19 protein-coding genes are annotated in these 24,293 nt (G+C 73.8%); 16 read left to right on the top strand and 3 right to left on the bottom strand.

Annotated features, from left to right (window positions below; all coding sequences use genetic code 11):
* The first annotated feature begins 7 nt into the window (after positions 1-7).
* Together mrdA and rodA are read left to right on the top strand one after the other, a co-directional pair.
* Positions 8-2,314: a penicillin-binding protein 2 gene (mrdA, locus tag ACIQI7_RS11945; RefSeq protein WP_401107865.1), complete on the top strand. Its 2,307-nt coding sequence runs from the start codon at positions 8-10 to the stop codon at positions 2,312-2,314.
* A complete protein-coding gene (rodA, locus tag ACIQI7_RS11940; protein WP_401107862.1) occupies positions 2,311-3,510 on the top strand; it encodes a rod shape-determining protein RodA in 1,200 nt (399 codons plus the stop codon). Before mrdA ends, rodA begins: the two co-directional genes overlap by 4 nt.
* Positions 3,511-3,628: 118 nt before the next feature.
* Here rodA and ACIQI7_RS11935 read toward each other — a convergent pair whose 3' ends face one another.
* Positions 3,629-4,918, bottom strand: a complete 1,290-nt coding sequence (locus tag ACIQI7_RS11935) for a M14 family zinc carboxypeptidase (RefSeq protein ID WP_401107860.1) — start codon at positions 4,916-4,918, stop codon at positions 3,629-3,631.
* Positions 4,919-5,462: 544 nt separating this feature from the next.
* On the opposite strand from ACIQI7_RS11935, the gene ACIQI7_RS11930 reads away from it, so the two are divergent.
* From ACIQI7_RS11930 to obgE, 6 genes are all read left to right on the top strand, one after another.
* Entirely contained in the window at positions 5,463-7,391 is a 1,929-nt protein-coding gene (locus ACIQI7_RS11930; RefSeq protein ID WP_401107859.1) for a TIGR03960 family B12-binding radical SAM protein, read from the top strand.
* 230 nt (positions 7,392-7,621) lie between these two features.
* The gene (locus ACIQI7_RS11925) at positions 7,622-8,422 is read left to right on the top strand and encodes a TIGR03936 family radical SAM-associated protein (RefSeq protein ID WP_401107856.1); all 801 of its coding nucleotides are present in this window, start codon (positions 7,622-7,624) and stop codon (positions 8,420-8,422) included.
* Between the two features lie 397 nt (positions 8,423-8,819).
* Entirely contained in the window at positions 8,820-12,533 is a 3,714-nt protein-coding gene (locus ACIQI7_RS11920) for a ribonuclease E/G (protein ID WP_401107854.1), read from the top strand.
* Positions 12,534-12,762: 229 nt separating this feature from the next.
* A complete protein-coding gene (gene rplU, locus ACIQI7_RS11915; RefSeq protein WP_045696828.1) occupies positions 12,763-13,080 on the top strand; it encodes a 50S ribosomal protein L21 in 318 nt (105 codons plus the stop codon).
* Positions 13,081-13,094: 14 nt separating this feature from the next.
* The gene (rpmA, locus tag ACIQI7_RS11910) at positions 13,095-13,352 is read left to right on the top strand and encodes a 50S ribosomal protein L27 (protein WP_030058248.1); all 258 of its coding nucleotides are present in this window, start codon (positions 13,095-13,097) and stop codon (positions 13,350-13,352) included.
* Positions 13,353-13,510: 158 nt separating this feature from the next.
* Complete coding sequence (gene obgE, locus ACIQI7_RS11905; protein ID WP_401107851.1) at positions 13,511-14,992, top strand: GTPase ObgE; 1,482 nt, start codon at positions 13,511-13,513, stop codon at positions 14,990-14,992.
* Positions 14,993-15,077: 85 nt separating this feature from the next.
* On the opposite strand, the gene ACIQI7_RS11900 is transcribed toward obgE, so the two are convergent.
* Positions 15,078-15,842: a hypothetical protein gene (locus ACIQI7_RS11900; protein ID WP_401107848.1), complete on the bottom strand. Its 765-nt coding sequence runs from the start codon at positions 15,840-15,842 to the stop codon at positions 15,078-15,080.
* A 315-nt stretch (positions 15,843-16,157) separates the two neighbouring features.
* On the opposite strand from ACIQI7_RS11900, the gene proB reads away from it, so the two are divergent.
* The 5 genes from proB (at position 16,158) to ACIQI7_RS11875 (ending at position 21,351) form a co-directional block, all read left to right on the top strand.
* Positions 16,158-17,294: a glutamate 5-kinase gene (proB, locus tag ACIQI7_RS11895; RefSeq protein WP_401107845.1), complete on the top strand. Its 1,137-nt coding sequence runs from the start codon at positions 16,158-16,160 to the stop codon at positions 17,292-17,294.
* Positions 17,295-17,468: 174 nt separating this feature from the next.
* Entirely contained in the window at positions 17,469-17,993 is a 525-nt protein-coding gene (locus ACIQI7_RS11890; RefSeq protein ID WP_401107844.1) for a hypothetical protein, read from the top strand.
* Positions 17,994-18,171: 178 nt separating this feature from the next.
* Positions 18,172-19,494, top strand: coding sequence for a glutamate-5-semialdehyde dehydrogenase (locus ACIQI7_RS11885; protein ID WP_401107842.1), 1,323 nt, complete (start codon positions 18,172-18,174; stop codon positions 19,492-19,494).
* 100 nt (positions 19,495-19,594) lie between these two features.
* A complete protein-coding gene (locus ACIQI7_RS11880) occupies positions 19,595-20,182 on the top strand; it encodes a hypothetical protein (RefSeq protein ID WP_387748236.1) in 588 nt (195 codons plus the stop codon).
* Between the two features lie 107 nt (positions 20,183-20,289).
* A complete protein-coding gene (locus ACIQI7_RS11875) occupies positions 20,290-21,351 on the top strand; it encodes a hypothetical protein (RefSeq protein WP_401107839.1) in 1,062 nt (353 codons plus the stop codon).
* A gap of 94 nt (positions 21,352-21,445) precedes the next feature.
* Here ACIQI7_RS11875 and ACIQI7_RS11870 read toward each other — a convergent pair whose 3' ends face one another.
* Positions 21,446-22,546 carry a M48 family metallopeptidase gene (locus ACIQI7_RS11870; RefSeq protein ID WP_401107836.1) on the bottom strand — a complete coding sequence of 367 codons (1,101 nt, stop codon included), beginning with the start codon at positions 22,544-22,546 and terminating at the stop codon, positions 21,446-21,448.
* Positions 22,547-22,885: 339 nt separating this feature from the next.
* Between ACIQI7_RS11870 and ACIQI7_RS11865 the strand changes: the two genes are divergently transcribed.
* From ACIQI7_RS11865 to nadD, 3 genes are all read left to right on the top strand, one after another.
* The gene (locus tag ACIQI7_RS11865; RefSeq protein ID WP_387748242.1) at positions 22,886-23,032 is read left to right on the top strand and encodes a hypothetical protein; all 147 of its coding nucleotides are present in this window, start codon (positions 22,886-22,888) and stop codon (positions 23,030-23,032) included.
* A gap of 188 nt (positions 23,033-23,220) precedes the next feature.
* On the top strand, positions 23,221-23,376 hold the full coding sequence (locus ACIQI7_RS11860) for a hypothetical protein (RefSeq protein ID WP_387748244.1): 156 nt from the start codon (positions 23,221-23,223) through the stop codon (positions 23,374-23,376).
* Positions 23,377-23,500: 124 nt separating this feature from the next.
* Positions 23,501-24,133 carry a nicotinate-nucleotide adenylyltransferase gene (gene nadD, locus ACIQI7_RS11855; protein WP_049658574.1) on the top strand — a complete coding sequence of 211 codons (633 nt, stop codon included), beginning with the start codon at positions 23,501-23,503 and terminating at the stop codon, positions 24,131-24,133.
* Positions 24,134-24,293 lie beyond the last annotated feature (160 nt).

Genomic DNA, 24,293 nt, shown 5'->3' with positions numbered 1-24,293 from the left:
ACGAGACGTGAGCAACATCCCCGAGACCGGCCGCACCCGACGGGTGACGATCCGTCTGGTGGTGCTGCAGATCCTGGTGCTGTCGCTGCTCGCCACCCTCGGCGGACGGCTGTGGTACCTGCAGATCCGCAACGCCAAGGAGTACACCGCGAAGGCGACCGGCAACCACATCCGCGAGGTGGTCGAACCGGCCGTCCGCGGCGAGATCCTGGACGCCTCAGGACGGGTGCTGGCCGGCAACGAGACCCGGCTGGTGGTCTCGGTCAGCCGCACCTCGCTGCTCCAGCAGAAGGACGGCGGCAAGGCGGTGCTCGCCCGGCTGGCCGAGGTGCTGGGGATGCCCGCCAAGGACGTGCAGGAGAAGGTCCGGCTCTGCGACGCCAAGACCCCGCAGCCCTGCTGGAACGGTTCGCCCTACCAGCCGATCCCGGTCACCAAGGAGGCGACCACCCAGCAGGCGATGCAGATAATGGAGCGCCGCGAGGACTTCCCCGGGGTCACCGCGCAGCCCACCGCCGTACGCCGCTACACCGGTGCCGAGGGCGCCAACATGGCCCAGGTGCTCGGCTACCTCTCGCCGGTCACCGACGAGGAGGTCAGCAAGACCGCCGGCAAGAGCGGCCTGGACCGCTACCTGCCGGCCGACCAGATCGGGCGGGCCGGCCTGGAGTCGGTGTACGACCGCGACCTGCGCGGCACCGCGGGCATCACCAAGCTGGAGGTGGACAACCTCGGCCGGGTGATCGGCAACGCCGGCACCGTCGCCCCGCAGACCGGTGACAACCTGGTCACCAGCATCGACGCCCGGGTACAGAAGGTGGTCGAGGACAACCTGGCGCAGGCCATGGCCGACGCCCGGAAGACCTTCGACAAGGTCACCAACCGCAACTACGAGGCCGACTCCGGCGCCGCCGTGGTGATGGACGTGCACACCGGGCGGATCGTCGCGATGGCGAGCGCCCCGACCTACGACCCCAACCTCTGGGTGGGCGGCATCAGCGGCAAGGACTACCAGTCGCTGACCAGCAAGGAGTCCAACTTCCCGCTCCTCAACCGGGCCATACAGGGCCAGTCCGCCCCCGGCTCGACCTTCAAGGTCATCTCCACCACCGCCGCCGTGCAGGCCGGCTACCCGCTCGACGGCACCTACCCGTGCCCGAAGAGCCTGGTCATCGGCGGCCGCGAGTTCAAGAACTTCGAGAGCGAGAGCTTCGGCTCCATCACGCTGGAGAAGGCGCTCGAGGTCTCCTGCGACACCGTCTTCTACGGCCTGGCGAACGACCAGTGGCTGAAGGACGGCGGCATCAAGCCGAAGAAGGATCCGGCCGACTGGTTCTTCAAGACCGCCCACGAGTTCGGCCTCGGCGCCAAGACCGGCATCGACCTGCCCTCCGAGGTCCCCGGCCGGGTGCCGGACCGGCAGTGGAAGCAGTCCTTCTACGACAACAACAAGGACGCCTGGTGCGCCCAGGGGCAGAAGGGCGGCAACAGCTACTCCGACCAGATCGCCCGGGAGAACTGCGTCGACGGCTACCAGATGCGCGCCGGTGACGCCGTCAACTTCGCGATCGGCCAGGGCGACACCCTCGTCACCCCGGTCCAGATGGCCCGGATCTACTCGGCGCTGGCCAACGGCGGCACCTTCTACCGGCCGACCATCGCCAAGGCGGTGATAAGCCCGAGCGGGAACCTCGTCCGCGAGATCGCCCCGCAGGCGGACGCCAAGTTCCCCGGTGACGAGAAGCTGCTCAGCTACATCAACCAGGCCACCGAGGGCGTCGTCAAGAGCGGCACCGCCGCCTGGAAGTTCGCGCAGGCCGGCTGGCCGCAGGACAAGATCGCGCTGCACGCCAAGACCGGCACCGCCGAGGTCGAGGGCAAGCAGACCACCTCCTGGCTGACCACGTACAGCAAGGACTACGCGGTCGTCATGACGATAAGCCAGGGCGGCACCGGCTCCGGCGGCTCCGGCGACGCCGTCCGCCGGATCTACCAGGCCCTGTACGGCGTGGACGACAAGGGCGTCATCGACAACGCCAAGGCGCTGCTGCCCGCGCCGCAGGCCGAACTGCCGAAGTTCAACCCGGACGGCACCGCGATCATCAAGCCGGTCTCGTACGGCGCCGACACGGCTCCGGCCGCCCAGGCCCCGGCCGTCGCGGCGGCTCCGGCCACGCTCGACCCGGCCACCGCGCGGCCGGCCCCCGCGACGGCCTTCCTGGACCAGGCGCCGCCGGCCGACCGTCCGGCGGCGTACACCGCGGCGAACGCCGCGCTCGAACCCACGCGCGGACCGGGAAGGGGACGGGCATGACCTCCTACGGCTCGTACCGGCAGCTGCGGCTGGCCCCGCAGCGCAACGGGGTCTCCAAGGCCCTGGCCAAGGACTCCCCGCTCTGGCGGCTGGACTGGATACTGCTGCTGGCCGCGCTGGCCCTCTCGGCCGGCAGCTCGCTGCTGGTCTGGTCGGCCACCCGCGGGCGCGACTCGCTGACCCACGGGGACCCGCAGTACTTCCTGTACCGGCACCTGACCAACTTCGTGGTCGGGCTGGTGCTGTGCTCCGTGGTGATAGCGATAGGGAGCCGGCGCTTCCGCACCGTCGTGCCGTTCCTGTACGTCGGCGTGATCGTGCTGCTGCTGGCGACGCTCAGCCCGCTGGGCTCGACCATCAACGGCGCGCACTCCTGGATCCAGCTCGGCGGCGGCTTCTCGATCCAGCCCGCCGAGTTCGCGAAACTCGCGATCGTGCTGGCGATGGCGGTCGTCCTGGCGGACCAGGTGGACGCCGGGGAGCGGGAGTTCCCCTCGCACCGGGCGGTGTTCCGCGGACTGGTCTGGGCCGGGCTGCCGATGGCCATAGTGATGCTGATGCCGGACGCCGGCTCGGTGATGGTGATGGCCGCGATCGTGCTGGGCATCCTGCTCGGCTCCGGCGCGGCGAACCGCTGGGTGCTCGGCCTGCTGATGGCCGGTACCGCCGGATGCGTGGCGATCTGGAAGTTCGGGCTGCTGAGCCAGTACCAGATCGACCGCTTCGCCGCCTTCGCCAACCCCCAGCTGGACCCGAACGGCGTCGGCTACAACACCGCGCAGGCCCGGATCGCGATCGGCTCGGGCGGACTGACCGGCAAGGGGCTGTTCCACGGCACCCAGACCGTCGGGCAGTTCGTGCCGGAGCAGCAGACCGACTTCGTGTTCACCGTGGCCGGCGAGGAGCTGGGCTTCATCGGGGCGCTGGCGATCATCGCGCTGGTCGGCGTGATCCTCTGGCGGGCCTGCCGGATCGCCCGGCAGGCGACCGACCTGTACGGGACGATCGTGGCGGCCGGGGTCATCGCCTGGCTGTCCTTCCAGGCCTTCGAGAACATAGGGATGTGCCTGGGCATCATGCCGGTCGCGGGCATCCCGCTGCCGTTCGTCTCGTACGGCGGCTCCTCGATGTTCGCCAACTGGATGGCCGTCGGGCTGCTCCAGGCGGTGCGGAGCCAGCGGCCGATAGCGGCCTGACACGCGCTTCACGGCGGGGCCGGTCCGGGACTTCCCGGGCCGGCCCCGCTCCGTCGTCCGGTGCCGGCCGGGGGCGGCGAGGGCTGCCAGGACGTGGCCAGGGCTGCCAGGGCGGCTCCTAGACGAGGCAGTCGGCGGTGGTCAGGACGGCACGGGTCTGGTGGGCGAGCTGCTCCTGGACCGGCACCCAGCGGGCGCCGAAGCGGTGGCGCAGCCGGTCCAGGCTGTCGGCGACGACGGCGCGGGCGCGGTCCCGGGCGGCCTCGGCGGCGGGGCCGCGGGCATCCGCGAGCAGCCGCAGCAGGACCGACGCGACCCGCAGCGGCACGCGGGCCGCGACCAGCCCGGCGGTGGTCACCCGGGAGACCGTGAGCGGCTCGGCGCCCCAGCGCTCCAGCCACTCCTCGGCCACCCGCGGGGCGACCGCCAGGCTGAACCCGGCGGTGCGCAGCAGCGCCCCGGCCGCCTCGTGGCCGTCCGCGGGGACGCCCGGCAGCAGCGCGGTGAGCTCCGCGGCCCGCTCGGTGAGGTCGCGGGCGGCCGCCGCGAGGGCCCGCGCCCCGGCCGGGTGGAGCCGGGCGTCGCCGACCGCGTCGACGGCCCACATCGGGACCTCAAGCACCGCGGTGACCGCGCCGTACCGGGCCGCGTAGGACCAGGTGGACAGCTCGGGCTCGTCCGGCAGGGCCCGGGAGCCCCCGGTGCCCGGGGCCGGCATCAGGTAGGTGCCGGGGTCCGGACTGGCCCAGCCGATCGCGTCGAAGGAGTCCACGTCCAGCGGGACGCCGGCCCGCTCCGCGGAGCGGGCGAAGCGCCCGGCCAGGCCCCGGACCGGACCGGTGAGCTGGACGAACGCGCCACCGAAGTCCACCCCGTGCAGCGAGCACTGGAGGAACGGGCGCAGCTCGTCGATCAGCCCGGTCAGCGCCAGGCTCTCCGGCATCGGCGGGCGGCCGGAGCCGGGGGCGGGCAGCAGTTCGGGCTGCTCCTCGAAGGAGGGGCGGAAGAAGTGCTCGTAGTGGCGCCGCATGGTGAGCGGGCCGTCCAGCCAGCCGGCGTTGAGCGCGGCGCCGTCCGGGTCGAGGCAGAGCAGCAGGTGCCAGGAGAGCCCGGGGCGGGCGGGACGGTCCAGCAGCACCTCGGCGAGCCGGACCGTCCCGGCGGTGCCGACCGGCTCGTTGGGGTGCGGGCCGCCGACCACCAGCACCGCGCGCGGCCCGCGGTCCACCGAGAGCAGCATCAGCGGGCGCCCGGCCCGGGAGCGGCCCACCTCGCGCAGCCGGCAGCGGTCCGGGTGCCGCAGCGCGAGCCGCCGCGCGGCGGACTCGGCCTGGGCCGGCGTGGGGTAGCGGGCCGGCCGGGCGTCGAGGGGCCGGAGGGGACGGATCCGCCGACCGGTGTCGGTCATGGTTCTCCTTGCGCCGGTCGTACGGCCGCCGGGGCGCGGGCGTGCGGGTGCGCCGCCGGGCACGGCGTGCGGGCGGGGGACGGGAGCGGGCGGGGACGGGGCTGGGAGTCTGGGGCGTGGCACCGCGGGCCGGGGAACGGCGGCCGAGCGGGCCGGGCGGGGCCCGGCAGGGGCGGACGGGGCCGTGCCGGGGCGGCCCGTGGTGAGGGAGGGGTCGTGCCGGCCGGAAAACCGACGAGGGCCGAGCGTACGACTCAACTTCCTTGTCCGGAAGGGGTGCAGATCTCTTTGGCGGAGCCCTGTCAGTACCGCACGGCCCGTCCGGGCGTGTCAACGGCGGACGGCACCGGCCGGCGGGCGCGCACCGCGCGTGCCGGGGCGGGCACCGGCGGGTGCGGGCGGACACCGGGCGACCGGGTCGCGCCGGGGCGCGGAGGGCCCCTGATCCGGCTGACGGCCCGTTCCCCGGATTGGGCTACCCTTGAGGGTCACCCCTCCCGTGCCGACTCGCGGCACCGAATCACGTCGTAAGGGTTCCTAGTACATGACTGTCGAATCGGTCTTCCCACGCCTGGAGGCCCTCCTCCCGCACGTCCAGAAGCCGATCCAGTACGTCGGCGGCGAGCTGAACTCGACCGTCAAGGACTGGGACGCCTGCGACGTCCGTTGGGCACTGATGTACCCCGACGCCTACGAGGTCGGCCTGCCCAACCAGGGCGTCATGATCCTCTACGAGGTGCTGAACGAGCGCGAGGGCGTGCTCGCCGAGCGCACCTACAGCGTCTGGCCGGACCTCGAGGCGCTGATGCGCGAGCACGGCGTCCCGCAGTTCACGGTGGACGCCCACCGCCCGGTGAAGGCCTTCGACGTCTTCGGGCTGTCGTTCTCCACCGAGCTCGGCTACACCAACATGCTGACCGCGCTCGACCTGGCCGGCATCCCGCTGGAGGCCCGCGACCGCACCGACGAGGACCCGATCGTCCTGGCCGGCGGCCACGCGGCCTTCAACCCGGAACCGATCGCGGACTTCATCGACTGCGCCGTGGTCGGCGACGGCGAGCAGGCCGTGCTCGACATCACCGAGATCATCCGGGCCTGGAAGGCCGAGGGCCGCCCGGGCGGCCGGGACGAGCTGCTGCTGCGCCTGGCCCGTACCGGCGGGGTCTACGTCCCCAAGTTCTACGACGTGGAGTACCTGGCCGACGGCCGGATCGGCCGCGTCGTGCCGAACGCCCCGGGCGTGCCGTGGCGGGTGTCCAAGCACACCGTGATGGACCTGGACGAGTGGCCGTACCCGAAGCAGCCGCTGGTCCCGCTCGCGGAGACGGTGCACGAGCGGATGTCCGTGGAGATCTTCCGCGGCTGCACCCGCGGCTGCCGCTTCTGCCAGGCCGGCATGATCACGCGCCCCGTGCGGGAGCGAAGCATCACCGGCATCGGCGAGATGGTGGAGCGCGGGCTGAAGGCGACCGGCTTCGAGGAGGTCGGCCTGCTGTCGCTGTCCAGCGCCGACCACACCGAGATCGGTGACATCGCCAAGGGCCTGGCGGACCGCTACACCGAGGACAAGATCGGCCTGTCGCTGCCGTCCACCCGCGTCGACGCCTTCAACATCGACCTCGCCAACGAGCTGTCCCGCAACGGGCGCCGCTCGGGCCTCACCTTCGCCCCCGAGGGCGGCAGCGAGCGCATGCGCAAGGTGATCAACAAGATGGTGTCGGAGGAGGACCTGATCCGCACCGTCGCCACCGCGTACGGCAACGGCTGGCGCCAGGTGAAGCTGTACTTCATGTGCGGCCTGCCCACCGAGACCGACGAGGACGTGCTCCAGATCGGCGAGATGGCGAAGAACGTCATCCAGAAGGGCCGCGAGGTCACCGGCCAGAACGACATCCGCTGCACCGTCTCCATCGGCGGGTTCGTGCCCAAGCCGCACACCCCGTTCCAGTGGGCCCCGCAGCTGTCCGCCGAGGCCACCGACGCCCGCCTGGCCAAGCTGCGCGACTCGATCCGCGGCGACCGCAAGTACGGCAAGAACATCGGCTACCGCTACCACGACGGCAAGCCGGGCATCGTCGAGGGCCTGCTCTCCCGCGGCGACCGCCGGGTCGGCGCGATCATCCGCGAGGTCTACGAGGACGGCGGCCGCTTCGACGGCTGGCGCGAGTACTTCTCGTACGACCGCTGGATGGCCTGCGCCGACAAGGCCCTGGCCGGCACCGGCGTCGACGTCGACTGGTACACCACCCGCGAGCGCTCCTACGAGGAGGTGCTGCCCTGGGACCACCTGGACAGCGGCCTCGACAAGGACTGGCTCTGGGAGGACTGGCAGGACGCCCTGGAGGAGGTCGAGGTCGACGACTGCCGCTGGACGCCGTGCTTCGACTGCGGGGTGTGTCCTCAGATGGACACCCAGATCCAGATCGGCCCGACGGGCAAGAAGATGCTGCCCCTGACGGTCGTCAACAAGTAGCGCGTCCGACATCCGCGACCCCCGGCCGGGACGATCCGGCCGGGGGTCGCGGCGTGCGGCGGGGGCGAGCTGACCAGGGGCGGAGCGAGGCGGGCGGCGGGGCGCGTACCCTTTGAGGTGACAGAGTCCGGACAGTGGCGGGAAGACGCCACGCCGGACGGGGACAACTGACTAAGGACTGAGCGACCCTGGCACGCCGTACGCCCGACGGTCCGCCGCCCGCGCCGACGGTGCAGCGGATTCGTCTCCGCTACACCAAGCGCGGCCGGCTCCGTTTCACCAGCCACCGCGACTTCCAGCGCGCCTTCGAGCGCGCCCTGCGCCGGTCCGCCGTTCCGATGGCCTACTCGGCCGGCTTCACCCCGCACCCGAAGGTGTCCTACGCCAACGCGGCCCCCACCGGGGTGGCGAGCGAGGCGGAGTACCTGGAGATCGGCCTGGCCGCCGTGCGCGACCCCGAGCAGCTGCGGGCGCAGCTGGACGAGTCGCTGCCGGCCGGCCTGGACGTGATCGACGCGGTCGAGGTGCGCACGCCGAACTTCGTGGAGCGCCTGGAGGCCTCCGAGTGGCTGGTCCGGCTGGACGGCGTCGAGCCGGACGTGGCCGCCGACGCGGTCGCGCGGTTCCTCGCCGCCGAGCGGGTCGAGGTCGAGCGCCGCACCAAGAACGGCCTGCGGGTCTTCGACGCGCGGGGCGCGGTGGCGGCGTTGGAAGCCGTCTCGGCGCAGGTCGAGGCCGGTGCGGACGGCGGGACCGGAACCGACCACGATGTTCGGACCGGCCGTCCCTGTGCGATACTGCGCCTGGTAGTACGACACGCCACACCCGCCGTACGACCCGACGACGTATTGTCCGGTCTCCGTGCGACGGCCGACCTGGCGCCGCCGGTCCCCGCAGAGGTGACCAGGCTGGCGCAGGGGCCGCTCGACGAGGAGGCCGGCACGGTGACCGACCCGCTGGCGCTCGACCGCGCCGCGGCCCCGGCCGGCTCGGAGCCTGCCGCAGGGCCGCACGCTACCGCGTCCGCCTAGCGGGGGGAGGCCGGGTCCAGTGACTCACTGGGCCCGACGGTCCTCCAGGGTTCCCGCGGCTCCCCAGGGGAGCGAGCGTCGTCGCAGCACAGGCCTGCCACCCGGGGCCTGCCGACCAGGAAGGTCGGCCGGCCCGGGACCCCGTCCGGGAGCCACCCGGGGTTGGGGGACGGCGCAGCTTGGGAAAACCTCAGAAGACTGGTCAGACCAGAAGACTTTCGACACCCCGCCGAGCGCGGGGCGCCGAGCGAGACTACGAGCCCCTGTGCGGCCTCGCGTCCGCGCGGCGGCACCGTCCAAGGGTCCGGTCCAGGCATCGTCAGCGATGCCGGCCGCCCAGCGGTGCCGCGCCGTGCCCGGATGCGGAGCCCGGGGGCCTGACGGGAGATCCACCCGCATGCTCGATAACACCGATCCGCAGCAGACTGCGGCCACGGAACAGAACGAATCCGCCGCGACCGGTGGTGAGGGCGCGTCCGCCGCGCCGCCGCGCCGCCGTCGCCGTGCGGTGTCCCGCCCGGCGGGCACCCCGCAGGGCGCGGCCGCCGAGGCGGCCGAGACGGTCCTGCCGGCCGAGACGCCGGCGGCCGAGGCCGCTCCGGCTCCGGCCGTGGAGCCGGCGGCCGAGCCGGTCGCCGAGAAGCCGGTCCGGGCCCGCCGGACCCGCAAGCGCGCCGAGGCCCCGGCCGGGGCGCCGGAGGCCACCGCGATCGTGGTGACCGCGCCGGACGCCGCCGCCGAACCGGCCGCGCCGGCCGCCGCGAAGGCCCCGGCGAAGGCCAGGGCCGCGAAGGCCGACAAGACCGGGACGGCCGACACGACCGGGACGGCCGACACGACCGGGACGGCCGACACGACCGGGACGGCGGAGACGTCGGAGCCGGCCGAGAAGCCCGCCCGGGCGCGCCGTACCCGCAAGCGTGCCGAGGCGCCCGCCGGCGCCCCCGTCGTCGAGGCGGAGGCCGCTCCGGCCGCCGAGGCGCCGGTGGCCGAGGCCGCCCCCGCTGCCGTCGCCGAGCCGGTGGCCGAGGAGGCCCCCGCCGCTCCGGCCCGTCGCCCCCGCCGCCGTCGTGTGGTCGAGGCCGCGCCGGTGGTCGAGGCTCCGGTCGAGGAGCCCACCGCCGCCGAGGAGTCCGAGGAGGAGGCCGCCGAGGCCGTCGCCGAGGCCCCCGCTGCCGCCCCCGCCCCCGCCCCCGCCCCCGCCGCCGCGCCGGCCCCGGCTGCCGCGCCCGCCGAGGCCGAGCCGCCGCACCGGGTGCGCCGTCGCGCCGTCCGCCCGGCCACCGCGGTCTTCCAGGCCCCGGTGTTCCAGGAGCCGGCCCCGTTCGTGCCCGCCGCGCCGCAGCAGCCCGCCGCCCCCGCGCAGGTCGAGGCTCCGGCCGAGGCCGAGGCCAAGGTGGAGGCCGAGCGCGAGGACGAGGACGAGTTCGAGTACAGCGGTGTCGGCCGCCGTCGCCGGGTCCGCACCCGGGTCGAGCCGACCCGTCGCAAGGGCGCCCAGGCGAAGGCGAAGGCGCCCGCGAAGGCCCAGGCCGCCGCGCCGGTCGCCGCGCCCGTCGTCGAGGCTCCCGCGCCCGTCGTCGAGACCCCCGCGGTGGAGGCGCCCGCCCCCGCCGCCGGTCCGGAGACCGAGGGCGAGTGGGAGGAGGACGGCCGTCCGTCGCGCCGTCGCCGCCGGGGCGGCCGCCGCCGTCGCCGTGGCGAGGCCGAGGACTTCGAGGCCGCCGAGGCCGTCGAGACCGAGCAGTCCGCCGAGGAGTCGGCCGAGGCCGTCGCCGAGGAGGAGGGCGAGGAGGACGACGACCTGGCCGCCGGCCTGTCCTCGTCGCGCCGCCGCCGTCGCCGTCGCCGCCGCAGCGGTGAGGCCGGCGCCGTCGAGACCGCCGAGACCACCGAGGACGGCGTCCGTACGGTGGTGAAGGTGCGCGAGCCGCGCCGCCGCTCCACCGAGCCGTCCTTCGACCCGGACGAGGTGCAGTCCATCAAGGGCTCGACCCGTCTGGAGGCGAAGAAGCAGCGCCGCCGCGAGGGCCGCGAGCTGGGCCGCCGCCGGGTGCCGATCATCACCGAGGCGGAGTTCCTGGCCCGCCGCGAGTCGGTCGAGCGCGTCATGGTGGTGCGCCAGAGCGGCCAGCGCACCCAGATCGGCGTGCTCGAGGACGGCGTGCTGGTCGAGCACTACGTCAACAAGGAGCAGGCCACCTCGTACGTCGGCAACGTCTACCTGGGCAAGGTCCAGAACGTGCTGCCGTCGATGGAGGCCGCCTTCGTCGACATCGGCAAGGGCCGCAACGCGGTGCTGTACGCCGGTGAGGTCAACTTCGGCGCGCTGGGCGGCCACGGCGGCCCGCGCCGGATCGAGTCGGTGCTGAAGTCCGGCCAGTCCGTGCTGGTGCAGGTCTCCAAGGACCCGATCGGCCACAAGGGCGCCCGCCTGACCAGCCAGATCTCGCTGCCCGGCCGCTACCTGGTGTACGTGCCCGAGGGCTCGATGACCGGCATCTCGCGCAAGCTCCCGGAGAACGAGCGCGCCCGGCTGAAGCAGATCCTCAAGAAGATCGTCCCGGACGACGCGGGCGTGATCGTGCGCACCGCCGCCGAGGGCGCCTCCGAGGAGGAGCTGACCCGCGACGTCCAGCGCCTCCAGCAGCAGTGGGAGGACATCCAGAAGAAGGCCGCGACCGGCAACGCCCCGGCGCTGCTGTACGGCGAGCCGGACATGACCGTCCGGGTCGTCCGCGACATCTTCAACGAGGACTTCAGCAAGGTCATCGTCTCCGGCGACGAGGCGTGGAAGACCATCCACGAGTACGTCTCCAACGTGGCCCCGGACCTCGCCGAGCGGCTCCAGCGGTGGACCTCCGAGGTGGACGTGTTCGCCACCTACCGGATCGACGAGCAGCTGATGAAGGCGCTGGACCGCAAGGTCTGGCTGCCCAGCGGCGGTTCGCTGGTGATCGACCGCACCGAGGCGATGGTCGTCATCGACGTCAACACCGGGAAGTTCGTCGGCCAGGGCGGCAACCTGGAGGAGACGGTCACCCGGAACAACATCGAGGCGGCCGAGGAGATCGTGCGCCAGCTGCGGCTGCGCGACCTCGGCGGCATCATCGTGATCGACTTCATCGACATGGTGCTGGAGTCCAACCGCGACCTGGTGCTGCGCCGTCTGCTGGAGTGCCTGGGCCGCGACCGGACCAAGCACCAGGTGGCCGAGGTCACCTCGCTGGGCCTGGTCCAGATGACCCGCAAGCGGGTCGGCCAGGGCCTGCTGGAGTCCTTCTCCGAGCCGTGCGTGCACTGCAACGGCCGCGGCGTGATCGTCCACATGGAGCAGCCGAGTGCCCACGTCCACGCCCCGGTGGCGGCGGGCGAGGCCGGTTCGGGCGGCAAGCGCCGTCGCCGGGGCAAGGGCGGCGCGGGCCACGAGGAGTCGCAGGCCGTCGAGGCCGTGGTGGCCGCCGAGGCCGGGCCGCTGACCGTCGAGGACGTCGCCGACCTGGCGGAGCCGGTGCGCGAGGAGATCGAGGGCCAGCTGGCCCTGGAGGTCCCGGGCGTCGAGGCCCCGGCCGAGGCCGCCGCGGAGGCCGTGCCGGCCCCCGTCGTGGAGGCTCCCGTGGCGGAGGCCCCGGCCGCCGCTCCGGCGGGCCGTCCGCGCCGCCGGGCGGTGCGCAAGGCGACCGCTCCGGCCGGTTCCCCGGACACCGCCGAGATCGTGGTGCTCCAGGCCAAGGCCGAGGCGGCGCTGGAGGCGGCCCTGGAGGCCGCCGCCCCGGTGGTCGCGGAGGCCGCCGCAGAGGCCGTCGCCGAGGCGCCGGGCGAGCCGGTCGCGGCCGCGGAGGCCGCGGTCGCCGCCGAGTCCCCGGAGACCGCTGAGGTCGCCGAGGCCGCTGCGGCCACCGAGGGTGCTGCCGAGGACGCCGAGGCTCCGGCCGAGGAGGCGCCGGCGCCGAAGAAGCGGGCCGCCCGCAAGACCGCCGCGAAGAAGACGGCCGCCAAGAAGACCACCACGGCGGCCAAGAAGACCACCGCCCGCAAGACCGCCACCAAGCGGACGAGCGCGGCGGCCAAGAAGGCCGCGGCCGCCGAGGGTGATACGGCGTCCGAGTAGTGCCCACGCCCGGGGCGGGAGCGATCCCGCCCCGGGCCGTACGGGCCGGTTTGCCCCCCGGGCGGCCGGTCCGTATTCTTGACCATCGGCGTGTCTACGCCATTGCTCCCGAGCACATCACCTTCCCGAGGTCGCCGCGTCCGCGCGGAGGGCCGGGGAGAGGCTCCTGTGTCCGTACCCAGGTGGCTGGCGTCGGGGGTTCCGACCGAGCAAGGAAAGCAGGTACCGCATGTACGCGATCGTTCGCGCAGGCGGCCGCCAGCACAAGGTCGCCGTGGGCGACGTGCTGGAGATCGACCGCATCGAGGCCAAGCCGGGTGACTCGGTCGAGCTCTCGACCATCCTGGTCGTCGACGGTGACGCCGTCACCTCCGACCCGTGGGTCCTGGCCGGCGTGAAGGCTCACGCCGAGGTGGTCGACCAGACCAAGGGTGACAAGATCGTCATCCTGCGTTACAAGAACAAGACCGGCTACCGCCGTCGTCAGGGTCACCGTCAGCAGCACACCGCGGTGCGCATCACGAGCATCGACTCGGTCAGCAAGTAAGGGGATAGCGAAAAATGGCACACAAGAAGGGCGCAAGCTCTACTCGTAACGGCCGTGACTCGAACGCCCAGCGCCTCGGCGTGAAGCGCTTCGGTGGCCAGGTCGTCTCCGCCGGCGAGATCCTCGTCCGCCAGCGCGGCACCCACTTCCACCCGGGTGCCGGTGTCGGTCGCGGTGGCGACGACACCCTGTTCGCGCTGACCGCCGGTGCGGTGCAGTTCGGCAACCGTCGCGGCCGCAAGGTCGTCAACATCGTGGCCGTCGAGGCCTGAGTCCCCGCGGACTCCCGAGTCTGAACGGACCCGCCGGGTCCGGACGGACTCACCGGGTCTGAGAAGACCCACAGTGAAGGGTGGGCCGGAATTCTCCGGTCCACCCTTCGCGCTTTACGCAGGTAGCAAGCAGACTCTCGCGCACTGGAGGCACACCCATGACCACCTTCGTGGACCGCGTCGAACTTCACGTCGCCGCGGGTAACGGGGGCCACGGCTGCGCCTCCGTGCACCGCGAGAAGTTCAAGCCGCTCGGCGGCCCGGACGGCGGCAACGGCGGTGAGGGCGGCAGCGTCATCCTCACCGTGGACTCGCAGGTCACCACCCTGCTCGAGTACCACCACTCGCCCAAGCGCAAGGCCACCAACGGCAAGCCGGGCGCGGGCGGCAACCGCACCGGCGCGGACGGCGAGGACCTCGTCCTGCTGGTGCCGGACGGCACCGTGGTGCTGGACCGCCAGGGCAACGTGCTGGCCGACCTGGTCGGGCACGGCACCAGCTTCGTCGCCGCCCAGGGCGGCCGCGGCGGCCTCGGCAACGCCGCGCTGGCCTCGGCCCGCCGCAAGGCGCCCGGCTTCGCGCTGCTCGGCGAGCCCGGCGAGGCCCGCGACATCGTGATGGAGCTCAAGTCCGTCGCCGACGTGGCCCTGGTGGGCTACCCGAGCGCCGGCAAGTCCTCGCTGATCTCGGTGCTCTCCGCCGCCAAGCCGAAGATCGCGGACTACCCGTTCACCACCCTGATCCCCAACCTCGGGGTGGTCACCGCGGGCGACACCGTCTACACCGTCGCCGACGTGCCCGGCCTGATCCCTGGCGCCAGCCAGGGCCGCGGCCTGGGCCTGGAGTTCCTGCGGCACGTCGAGCGCTGTTCGGTGCTGGTGCACGTGCTGGACTGCGCCACCCTGGAGCCCGGCCGCGACCCGGTGACCGACCTGGAGACCATCGAGGCCGAACTCGCCGAGTACGGCGGCCTGGACGACCGCCCGCGCCTGGTCGCGCTCAACAAGGTGGACGTCCCGGACGGCCAGGACATCGCCGACCTGACCCGCGCCTCCCTGGAGGAGCGCGGCTACCGGGTGTTCGAGGTCTCCGCCGCCTCCCGCAAGGGCCTGCGCGAGCTGAGCTTCGCGATGGCCGGGATCGTCGCCGAGGCGCGCGCCGCCAAGCCGGTCGAGGAGTCGACCCGGATCGTGCTGCGCCCCAAGGCCGTCGACGACGCCGGCTTCACCATCACCGAGGAGGACGGCGCCTACCGCATCCGCGGCGTCAAGCCGGAGCGCTGGGTCCGCCAGACCGACTTCAGCAACGACGAGGCCGTCGGCTACCTCGCGGACCGGCTGGCCCGCCTCGGCGTCGAGGACAAGCTGTGGAAGGTCGGGGCGCACGAGGGCGACACCGTCATCATCGGCCCGGACGAGAACGCCGTCGTCTTCGACTGGGAGCCGACCATGGCCGCCGGCGCCGAGATGCTCGGCCGCCGCGGTGAGGACCACCGCTTCGAGTCCCCCCGCCCGGCGGTCGACCGCCGCCGCGAGAAGCAGAAGGGCCGGGACGCGGCCGAGGCCGAGTTCCTCGCCTTCGAGGCGCTCTCCAGCGGCCGCCAGGCCGCCATCGAGGGCGACGACGACGAGGACCACTGAGCCTGCCGGGCTCCGCACGCCGAACGGCCCCCGCCACCTGTCGAGGTGGCGGGGGCCGTTCGGCGTGCTGTGCGTCGACGCGGCGTCACCTGGTCCAGGAGGCCTGGAGCTTCAGCGGGTCGGTCAGGTCGGTGTAGCCGACCGCGGCCGGGGTGTTCCCGGCGATGGAGATGATGGTGCAGCCCTTGGTCTCGGCACCCTTGGTCACGCCCTGGACCTTCGCGCTGGTGCACTTGGGCAGCGGGTTGGCGGCGGACATGACGTTGAGCCCCTTCTTGCCGGAGCTGTCGAAGAGGACGAACTTCGAGTCCGGGGCGGTGAAGGAGAGGCTGGCGTCCCCGACGTTCTTGATGGTGTAGCTGACGTACACCGGGGTGCGGCCGTCCAGGCCGACGGTGTTGACCTTGGCGGCGGTGAGCTCCTGGATCGAGCCGACCTCGACGCCGGTGACGGTGATCTCCAGCTTGGTGGCGACCTTGGCGGTCTTGTCGGCGAAGTCCACGGTGGCGCTCTGGCCGATCTTCACGCTGGTGGCGGCCGCCGGGACGGCCCCCGCCCCGGCCCCGCCGCCCGCGGCCCCGGCCGTGCCGGCACCGCCCGCGGCGCCGCCGGGCGTCGCACCGCCGCTCGCCGCGCCCGACGGCGCCGCGGTGGAACCGCCGGCCGCGCCGCCCGCGGCCGCACCCCCGGCGGTGGCCCCCGGGGCCGCGCCGGTCTGGGCCGGGGCCGCGCCGGTGGCGCCGCCGGTACCGGCCGGGGTGTCCGCGTTCTCCGGCCCGCAGGCGGCGAGCGACAGGGCGGTGGCCGCCGCGAGCGCGGCGACGGTCAGCTTGGTGGTGTACGAACGCATGATGCGCTTATCTCCTGGGCGCGCGGCCGCGGCCGTTGCCGGCCTTTGCCCAGTGCGGCGCCGCCCGTCGTGACAGGAAGGGTCGATGACGACATGGGTCCAGCGGGCAAGAAGCCGTCCCCCGATCTGGCTTGCGGTCAGGGACCATACCAGTCATCCGGATTGCCGGACGGGCTGTGGCGAGGCCGTGACCGGCCCGGGTCCAGCCGGTGAAACACCCTGCGGGCGACCTGCGCGGATCGCGTAGATTTCGGGGGTGACGGCCGGGCCCGGGCCCCGTCGCACCCGCACCACACCGGAAGGGCGTACAGCGAGATGAGCGAGGACTCTCTGCGCGAGGAGGTGCTGACCGCGCGGCGGATCGTCGTCAAGGTCGGCTCCTCCTCCCTGACCACGGCGGCCGGCGGCCTGGACGCCGACCGCGTCGACGCCCTGGTGGACGCGCTCGCCAAGCTGCGCGCCCGCCCCGAGGCACCGGAGGTCGTGCTCGTCTCCTCCGGCGCCATCGCCGCCGGGCTCGCCCCGCTCGGCCTGGACCGGCGGCCCAAGGACCTGGCCCGCCAGCAGGCCGCCGCCAGCGTCGGCCAGGGCCTGCTGGTCGCCCGCTACACCGCCTCCTTCGCCCGGTACGGCATCCGGGTCGGCCAGGTGCTGCTCACCGCCGAGGACGCCAGCCGGCGCGCCCACTACCGCAACGCCTACCGCACCCTGGACCAGCTGCTGGCGATGGGCGCGATGCCGATCGTCAACGAGAACGACACCGTCGCCACCGCCGAAATCAAGTTCGGTGACAACGACCGGCTCGCCGCCCTGGTCGCCCACCTGGTCCGCGCCGACCTGCTGGTGCTGCTCTCCGACGTCGACGGCCTGTACGACGGCGACCCGTCCCGCCCCGGCACCAGCCGGATCGCCGAGGTGCGCGGACCGCAGGACCTCGACGGCATCGAGATCGGCAGCGCCGGCAAGGCCGGGGTCGGCACCGGCGGCATGGTCACCAAGGTCGAGGCGGCCCGGATCGCCACCGGCGCGGGCATCCCGGTGGTGCTCACCGCCGCCAGCCAGGCCGCCGACGCGCTGGCCGGCCGGCCCACCGGCACGCTCTTCCTGCGCACCGGCAGCCGGACTTCCGACCGGATGCTCTGGCTGGCCCACGCGAGCAGCCCGCGCGGGACGCTGCACCTGGACGAGGGCGCCGTCCGCGCGGTCGTCTCCGGCGGCGCCTCGCTGCTGCCCGCCGGGGTCACCAGGGTCGACGGGGAGTTCGCCGCGGGTGATCCGGTGGACCTTCTTGCCGAAAACGGCCACATCGTGGCGCGCGGACTGGTCAACTTTGATGCGAGGGAGTTGCCCCGCCTGCTCGGCCGGTCCACCCGCGACCTGGCCCAGGAGTTCGGCGCCGCGTACGAGCGCGAGGTCGTCCACCGCGACGACCTGGTCGTTCTGGGCGGCTGACCGGCCCGGCGGGCCGGCACCGGCCGCCCGGCCGATCGGCACAGCGCGGACGGCGGGCCGCTCCGTACCGGGAGCGGCCCGGCCACGGGCGAGGAGGGGCGCAGCCGTACCCGTCGGCAGGGCGCCGACGGGGCCGGTGGGGACGACACGACATCGCCGAACAGGAGGCCGCCGGTGGAACGCAGGCGCGAGGCAGCGCTGACTGCAGGGACGGCGGGCCGGCGGCTGACCAGCATCGACGGCGGACGCGGGGACGGCCCCGCCGAGCCGGCCGGTCCGCCGTCGCAGAAGCCCGGCGGGGTGCGCAGGCTGCGGCCCGACCGTGACCGGGCGGCGCAGCCGCCGACGGTGCCCGAGCAGGCGCGGCTGTGGCACGTGGTGCTGAGCGTGGCCGGGCAGGTCACCCCGCTGCCGTCGCTGCGGGCCTCGTTGGAGCAGCTGGCGCACGACCACTCGTTCTTCCTGACCGCCCGCTACGCGGCCGACCACGCCGAGATCCGCTACTGGGAGCAGGCCCGGGACCTGCACGACGCGGCGGCCATCGCGCTGCGGCTGTGGGGTGAACACAAGGTCACCGCGAACCTGCCGCCCTGGGAGATCGTCGGGCTGGAGGTGGTCGACCGGGCGACGTACCGCAAGCGGGTGACGGAGGGCTTCGGCGATCCACCGCCGCACCCGGGCGGCGTGCACCCGTACTGAGCCGGCCCGACGGGTCGGGCAGCCCCGTCGGGCCGGACGCTTCGCCGGGACCGGTGGCCCCGTCCGGCCGGGGGCTTCGCCGGGACCGGTGGCCCCGTCCGGCCGGATCGTCGCGGTGGCGTCTCACCGGGCGAAATACCGCCCGGGCGGGGGCGGTGAAGTCGCTACCCTTGGCGGCATGACCAGCGACCTCGCCACCGCCGACAGCCCCGTCCTCGCCGTAGCGCGCCGAGCCCGGGAGGCCGCCGCCGTGCTCGCCCCGCTGCCGCGCGCGGCGAAGGACGCCGCGCTGCTGGCGGTCGCGGACGCGCTGGTGGCCCGTGGTGCCGAGATCGTCGCGGCCAACGCCGAGGACGTGGAGCGGGCCCGGGCGGCCGGCACCCCGGAGTCGGTGATCGACCGGCTGACCCTGACCGACGAGCGGATCGCCGCGATCGCCGCCGACGTGCGCGACGTGGCCGGCCTGCCCGACCCGGTCGGCGAGGTGGTGCGCGGCTACACCCTGCCCAACGGCCTGGACGTGCGGCAGGTCCGGGTGCCGCTCGGCGTGGTCGGCATCATCTACGAGGCCCGCCCGAACGTCACCGCCGACGCCGCCGCGCTCTGCCTCAAGTCCGGCAACGCGGTGCTGCTGCGCGGCTCCGCCTCCGCCTACCGCTCCAACACCGCCCTGGTCGCCGTGGTGCGCGACGCCGTCGCCGCGGCCGGGCTGCCCGCGGACGCGGTGCAGCTGGTGCCGGGGGAGAGCCGGGACTCGGTGCGGGAGCTGATGCGCGCCCGCGGCCACGTGGACGTGCTGATCCCGCGCGGCGGCGCCTCGCTGATCCGCACCGTGGTCGAGGGCTCGACCGTCCCGGTGATCGAGACCGGCACCGGCAACTGCCACGTCTACGTGGACGCCGAGACCGACCTGGCGATGGCCGTCGGGATCCTGCTGAACTCCAAGGCGCAGCGGGTCAGCGTCTGCAACGCGGCCGAGACGCTGCTGGTCCACCAGGACGTCGCGGAGGCGTTCCTGCCGCTCGCGCTGGCGGCGCTCGCCGAGGCCGGGGTCACCGTGCACGGCGACGAGGCGGTGCTGAAGGCCGCCGAGGGCGGCCCGGCCACCGTGGTGCCGGCCACCGAGGAGGACTGGGGCGCCGAGTACCTCTCGCTGGACCTGGCCGCCGCCGTGGTGCCCTCGCTGGACGCCGCCGTCGAGCACATCCGCCGCTGGTCCTCCGGCCACACCGAGGCGATCGTCACCACCTCGCAGGCCGCCGCCCGCCGCTTCGCCCGGCTGGTGGACTCCACCACGGTGGCCGTCAACGCCTCCACCCGCTTCACCGACGGCGGTGAGTTCGGCTTCGGCGCGGAGATCGGCATCTCCACCCAGAAGCTGCACGCCCGCGGTCCGATGGGCCTGCCCGAGCTGACCAGCACCAAGTACATCGTCACTGGTGACGGGCACGTCCGGGGCGAGGCGACGCAGACCGTGGGCGGCGACGCGGACGCCCGCTGAACGCCGGGTGAGGGGCGTGTGAGGGGCGGCCGTCACACGTGTGACGGACCAACTGCCGGGAGCCACAGACAAATCGTCCGGCCGGTAATACGCTGAATCCGTGGCTGAGGATGTGGGGGGCTCTCCGTACCCCGACGGCGCCGACCACGGTGGTGCGGACGACGAGTTCGCCACCGTGGTCTTCGATGAGGCCTTCGTCCGGTCCGCCGCCGTGCACGAGCCGACCGCCAAGGAGCGGCAACTCGCCGCGGCCGAGGCCCGGTTCGAGCCGGACACCGCGGGCCCGGGCTGGGGCTACGACGTTCCGGCGGCCGGGGACGGGCTCCCGCTGGAGCTGCGCCCGTACCCGAGCGGGCTCGACGCGGACCACCTCTACCCCGATCCCTGGTCGGGGCCGGGCCGGGCGGCCGACCGCAGAGTCCGGCGGCGGTGGCGACGCGGCTACGACCCGGTGCGCGCCCACGGCCGCTACGTGGCCCAGCAGCGCTGGCACCGGCCGGTGGCCTGGGTGCTCGCGGTGATCATGGGTGTGAGCCTGGTGGCGGTCGCGGTCGCGGCGGTCTACCAGGGCGTGGGCGGCTCCGCCGGCACGCCCCGGCGCCCCGAGTCCGGCAGCAGCAGCGCCGGGGTCGACCCGGGGCAGGCCCCGGCCGAGCCTCCGCTGGTGGTCACCGCGCCCGCCGGCTAGGTTCCGCGCGCTCCGGGGCGCACGCCCGGGGCGGTGGTCACGGAGCGTTCCCGGGAAAGTGCGCCCGGACCCTCGTGGCGGCGCTGGTGTCCGCCTACCCTGGTGGTGTGGGTGACCCGCGAGAACCTCCTGAGGGTACGCCCGAGGGCGGTTCCGGCAACGAGGACGAATTCCGGTCCGTCGTCTTCGACGAATCGTTCGTCCGGGCTGCCCGGATCCAGGAGCTGTCCGCCCGGGAGCGGCTGGCGGGCTCCTTCGGCAAGGCCACCCGGCCGCGGGTGCGGCTCGGTCCGCTGGGCACCGTCCCGCGCCAGGCGCTGATCCTGCTGCTGCTCATCCTGCTCGCCTTCGGGACCGCGGTGTACTTCGGGGTGAGCTCTCCGAAGGGGACCGCGGCACGGCCCGAGGGCAGTCAACTGACCGTCAGCCTGGTCGCGTTGAGCCCGGCTTCGGCCGTCCACCCGGTCGCCGACCCGGCGAACCCGTTCGCCGCCCTGCCGACCGGGTACGGGGACGGCGCGCTCGGGCTGAACACCCCGACCGGGGCCCCCACCGGGCACTTCAGCCGGGTCGAGGTGGCCAAGGCGCTCGACACCGTCCAGCGCTACCTGGTCGCCTCCTCGATGTCCCCGACCGTGCTGGTCCAGGGCGCCACCGCCGACGTCCGGGTCTTCGTGACGCCCGGTGAGCTGGCCGAGTTCGACGCGAGCGTGGCACAGCCGGTGGACGACCGGCACCACGCGGCGACCGGCTGGATGGTGCGGTTCGACCCGGCGAAGGTCGCGCTGGCGTCGAACACCGTGAGGGTGGCCGGCGCGATGCTGGTCGACGAGGCGGACGGCGGGACCCTGCGGATCACCACCGACCACACCTTCGTCTACGCGCTGAAGCCGGCCGGGGCCCCGGCCGGAGCGCCGGTCACCCTGGAGACCGTGCGGCGGCAGCTGACCTTCCAGTTCGACCGGGTCGACCTGGCCTCGGCGCAGCTGCGGCTGGTGGACTCTGTGGTGCAGGCCGGGCCGGCGCCCTGCGGCACCTCGATGGCGGGCTTCCTGCAGCCGGTGCTGGCCACCGGGCAGGGCACGGTGGTCGCGCCGCCGGCGCCGGTCGACCCCGCCGACCACGCCCGGCCGGGCTGGCAGGTGTGCGGGGTGCTGGCGGGCGGCTGAGCGCACCCGCCGGGCGGTGGAACGGCGCGGCGGCCGGTGCCCCGGGCGGGACACCGGCCGCCGTCGCGGTCCCGGTGGGGCCGTCCCGGTGGGATCAGCTGCCGTCGCGGTCCGCGGAGCCGTTGCCCGCGGAGCTGCCGCCGGAGGAGCCGTTGCCGGGGGAGCCGTTGCGGCCGGCGCCGCCGGTGAAGGTGTCGCGGAGCTTGCCGCCGACGGTCGCGGCGCCGCCGGCGACGTCCCGGAGCAGGCCCATCAGCGGGTCCTTGCTCTCCTTGACCGAGGTCGTGTAGTGCTCGGCGGCGGCCCTCCACTGCTCGCCGACCGAGGCGTCCGGGTCGTCCGAGCGGCGCGGGTAGGCGCCGGCCATGATCGAGCGGTAGTCGTCGCTCTCCGCCCACTTCTTCAGCTGGGCGACCCGGACCACCGCGAACGGGTGGGTCTGCGGCAGCAGCTGGAGCACCTTGAGCACGCCGTCGCGCAGGTCGCCGGCCTTCTCGTACTCCTCGGCCTGCTCCAGGAAGGCGTCGACGTTCATCTCGGCCAGGTTGTGGCCGCCGGCCAGCTTCATCAGCGCCCGCATGGACGCCTGGAGGTCCTGCCCGGCGAGCAGGCCGGCCCGGTCGCTGGACAGCTCCGCCTTGCGGAACCACTCCTTGAGCGCGGTGATGATCGCGGTGATCGCCAGGTTGCCGAGCGGCACCCAGGCGATCCGGGCGGCGATGTTGGTGAGGATCATCAGCATCGTCCGGTAGACGGCGTGGCCGGACATCGCGTGGCCGACCTCGTGGCCGATGACCGAGCGCAGCTCCTCCTCGTCGAGCAGCTCGACCAGGCCGCTGGTGACCACGATGATCGGGGTGTCGATGCCGATGCAGTACGCGTTGACCGCCGGGTCCTGGGAGACGTACAGGTCGGGGACCTTCTCCAGGTCGAGCACGTAGGCGGCGTCGCGCACCATCTCGTGCAGCTCCGGGAACTGGCGCTCGGAGGTCTTCACGGCGGTGGCCAGGAACATCAGCCGGATCGCCCGCTCGGACACCAGGCCGGCCAGCTTCTTCAGGATGTCGTCGAAGCCGGTCAGCTTGCGCAGCGCCACCAGGGCCGAGCGGTCCGCCGGGTGCTCCCAGGCCCGGGTGGAGATCCCGGGGAAGCGCTCGCGGCGGCGGCTCGGGCTCTTCGCGGTCGTGTCGGTCATGGTCTGAGTACCTCCTGGTCGACGGCGGCCGCGGCCCGCTGGCCCGCCCCCCGTTGGTCTTCGCCTGCAACGACTGTCTTTGCAACGCGCGTGGTTGCGTACTCGTCCCCGGGGTCAGCGTACGCGCGGTCCGCCGTGCGGGCGGCGGGCGGTGGCGGGCGGTGCCCGGGGCGGCGGTGGGTGGTGCCGGTGGGGCGGCGGCGGGCGGTGCGGGTGGCCCCGACGGGCGGGCCGTCGGGGCCGGTGGGTGGCGCCGGTGTGAGGCCGGTCTAACCTGAGGACTGGACGACCGAGACCGGACCCGGCCGCGGTACCGAGCAGTTCGAGGAGCCCCCGCAGATGTCCACCGACACCCTTGTCAGCCTGGCCGCGCCCATCTCCGAGGAGGCCGGCCCGGGCCTGTTCCTGCGGATCATCGTGGTCGCGTCCTTCGTGGGGATCGGCCTGCTGGTCTGGCTCATGGCCCGCGCGTTCAAGAACAACTAGGACCGGCCCCTCCGCGGCCGTCCCCGGCCCGGTCCCGGTGCTCCGGCCGGCTCGCGCTCACGCCCGGTCAGCGGCGGTGGGCCGCCGAGCGGTTGCCGTGTGACCCCCCGTACGATGACGGGTGGGCCCTCACCGGCCCGGAACAAACCCCCAGGTCCGTTCACCGAGCCGAGAAGGTCCCGCCGACCATGAGCACTGCTGCCGCACTCCCCGTTCTGAACCTTCTCGCCGAGGGCGAGGGGGGCAACCACGACAGCCTGAACCCGGCCCTGACCGGTGGCGCCGCGCTGGTCATCCTGCTGGTCCTGCTCTACATCACCACCCGCTTCAACCGGGACCGCTGAACCTGGTCCTGGGGCCGCTCGGGGAGCGTCCGGCCACCGGGCCGGCCGCTCCCTCACGCGTCCGCTGAGAACCCTCACCCGGCCGTTCCCGCACCGTAACGGGCGTCGCGTAAGGTGTGGCGGCATGGGAGAGCAGGCCGGGAATCCCGGCGGACCGGAACCGGTGAAGAAGCGCCTCGGCGTGATGGGCGGCACCTTCGACCCGATCCACCACGGCCACCTCGTCGCCGCCAGTGAGGTCGCGAGCGCGTTCCACCTGGACGAAGTGATCTTCGTGCCGACCGGGCAGCCGTGGCAGAAGAGCGACCGGCACGTCACCCCGGCCGAGGACCGCTACCTGATGACGGTCATCGCCACCGCCGAGAACCCGCAGTTCTCGGTCAGCCGGATCGACATCGACCGCGAGGGCCCGACGTACACCGTCGACACCCTGCGCGACCTGCACGCGCTGCACCCGGACGCCGACCTCTTCTTCATCACCGGCGCCGACGCGCTCGCCCAGATCCTGTCCTGGCGTGACTCCGACGAACTCTTCTCGCTGGCCCACTTCATCGGATGCACCCGCCCGGGGCACACTCTGTCGGACGCCGGGCTCCCGGTGGGCGGGGTCTCCCTGGTGGAGGTCCCGGCGCTGGCCATCTCCTCCACGGACTGCCGCAACCGGGTCGCCAAGGGCGAGCCGGTCTGGTACCTCGTCCCGGACGGCGTGGTCCGCTACATCGACAAGCGGGCGCTGTACGCGCCGCGCGGGGACTGATCCAGGAGCGGTGCATGACTGATCGCAACGACGGCCGGCGGCCGGAGGACTGGTCCACCGGGCAGTACCAGCAGCCGTACCAGGGCTACGAGCAGCAGCCGCAGCAGCAGCCGCCGCAATCGCAGCCGCAGTCGCAGTCGTACGAGCAGCAGCCGTACGA

Origin of the sequence: Kitasatospora sp. NPDC092039 (genome assembly GCF_044756065.1) — a bacterium.
In the GTDB taxonomy this organism is placed as follows: Bacteria; Actinomycetota; Actinomycetes; order Streptomycetales; family Streptomycetaceae; genus Kitasatospora.
Note: the sequence above shows the minus strand (reverse complement) of the source record. Positions and strands in the feature narration are given on the sequence as shown.

Coding starts and splice junctions, on each gene's coding strand:
- ACIQI7_RS11920 (WP_401107854.1), top strand. CDS start 8,820: ATGCTCGATAACACCGATCCGCAGCAGACTGCGGCCACGGAACAGAAC.
- ACIQI7_RS11860 (WP_387748244.1), top strand. CDS start 23,221: ATGAGCACTGCTGCCGCACTCCCCGTTCTGAACCTTCTCGCCGAGGGC.
- proB (WP_401107845.1), top strand. CDS start 16,158: ATGAGCGAGGACTCTCTGCGCGAGGAGGTGCTGACCGCGCGGCGGATC.
- ACIQI7_RS11930 (WP_401107859.1), top strand. CDS start 5,463: ATGACTGTCGAATCGGTCTTCCCACGCCTGGAGGCCCTCCTCCCGCAC.
- rplU (WP_045696828.1), top strand. CDS start 12,763: ATGTACGCGATCGTTCGCGCAGGCGGCCGCCAGCACAAGGTCGCCGTG.
- obgE (WP_401107851.1), top strand. CDS start 13,511: ATGACCACCTTCGTGGACCGCGTCGAACTTCACGTCGCCGCGGGTAAC.
- rodA (WP_401107862.1), top strand. CDS start 2,311: ATGACCTCCTACGGCTCGTACCGGCAGCTGCGGCTGGCCCCGCAGCGC.
- ACIQI7_RS11870 (WP_401107836.1), bottom strand. CDS start 22,546: ATGACCGACACGACCGCGAAGAGCCCGAGCCGCCGCCGCGAGCGCTTC.
- nadD (WP_049658574.1), top strand. CDS start 23,501: ATGGGAGAGCAGGCCGGGAATCCCGGCGGACCGGAACCGGTGAAGAAG.
- ACIQI7_RS11935 (WP_401107860.1), bottom strand. CDS start 4,918: ATGACCGACACCGGTCGGCGGATCCGTCCCCTCCGGCCCCTCGACGCC.
- ACIQI7_RS11865 (WP_387748242.1), top strand. CDS start 22,886: ATGTCCACCGACACCCTTGTCAGCCTGGCCGCGCCCATCTCCGAGGAG.
- ACIQI7_RS11885 (WP_401107842.1), top strand. CDS start 18,172: ATGACCAGCGACCTCGCCACCGCCGACAGCCCCGTCCTCGCCGTAGCG.
- rpmA (WP_030058248.1), top strand. CDS start 13,095: ATGGCACACAAGAAGGGCGCAAGCTCTACTCGTAACGGCCGTGACTCG.
- ACIQI7_RS11900 (WP_401107848.1), bottom strand. CDS start 15,842: ATGCGTTCGTACACCACCAAGCTGACCGTCGCCGCGCTCGCGGCGGCC.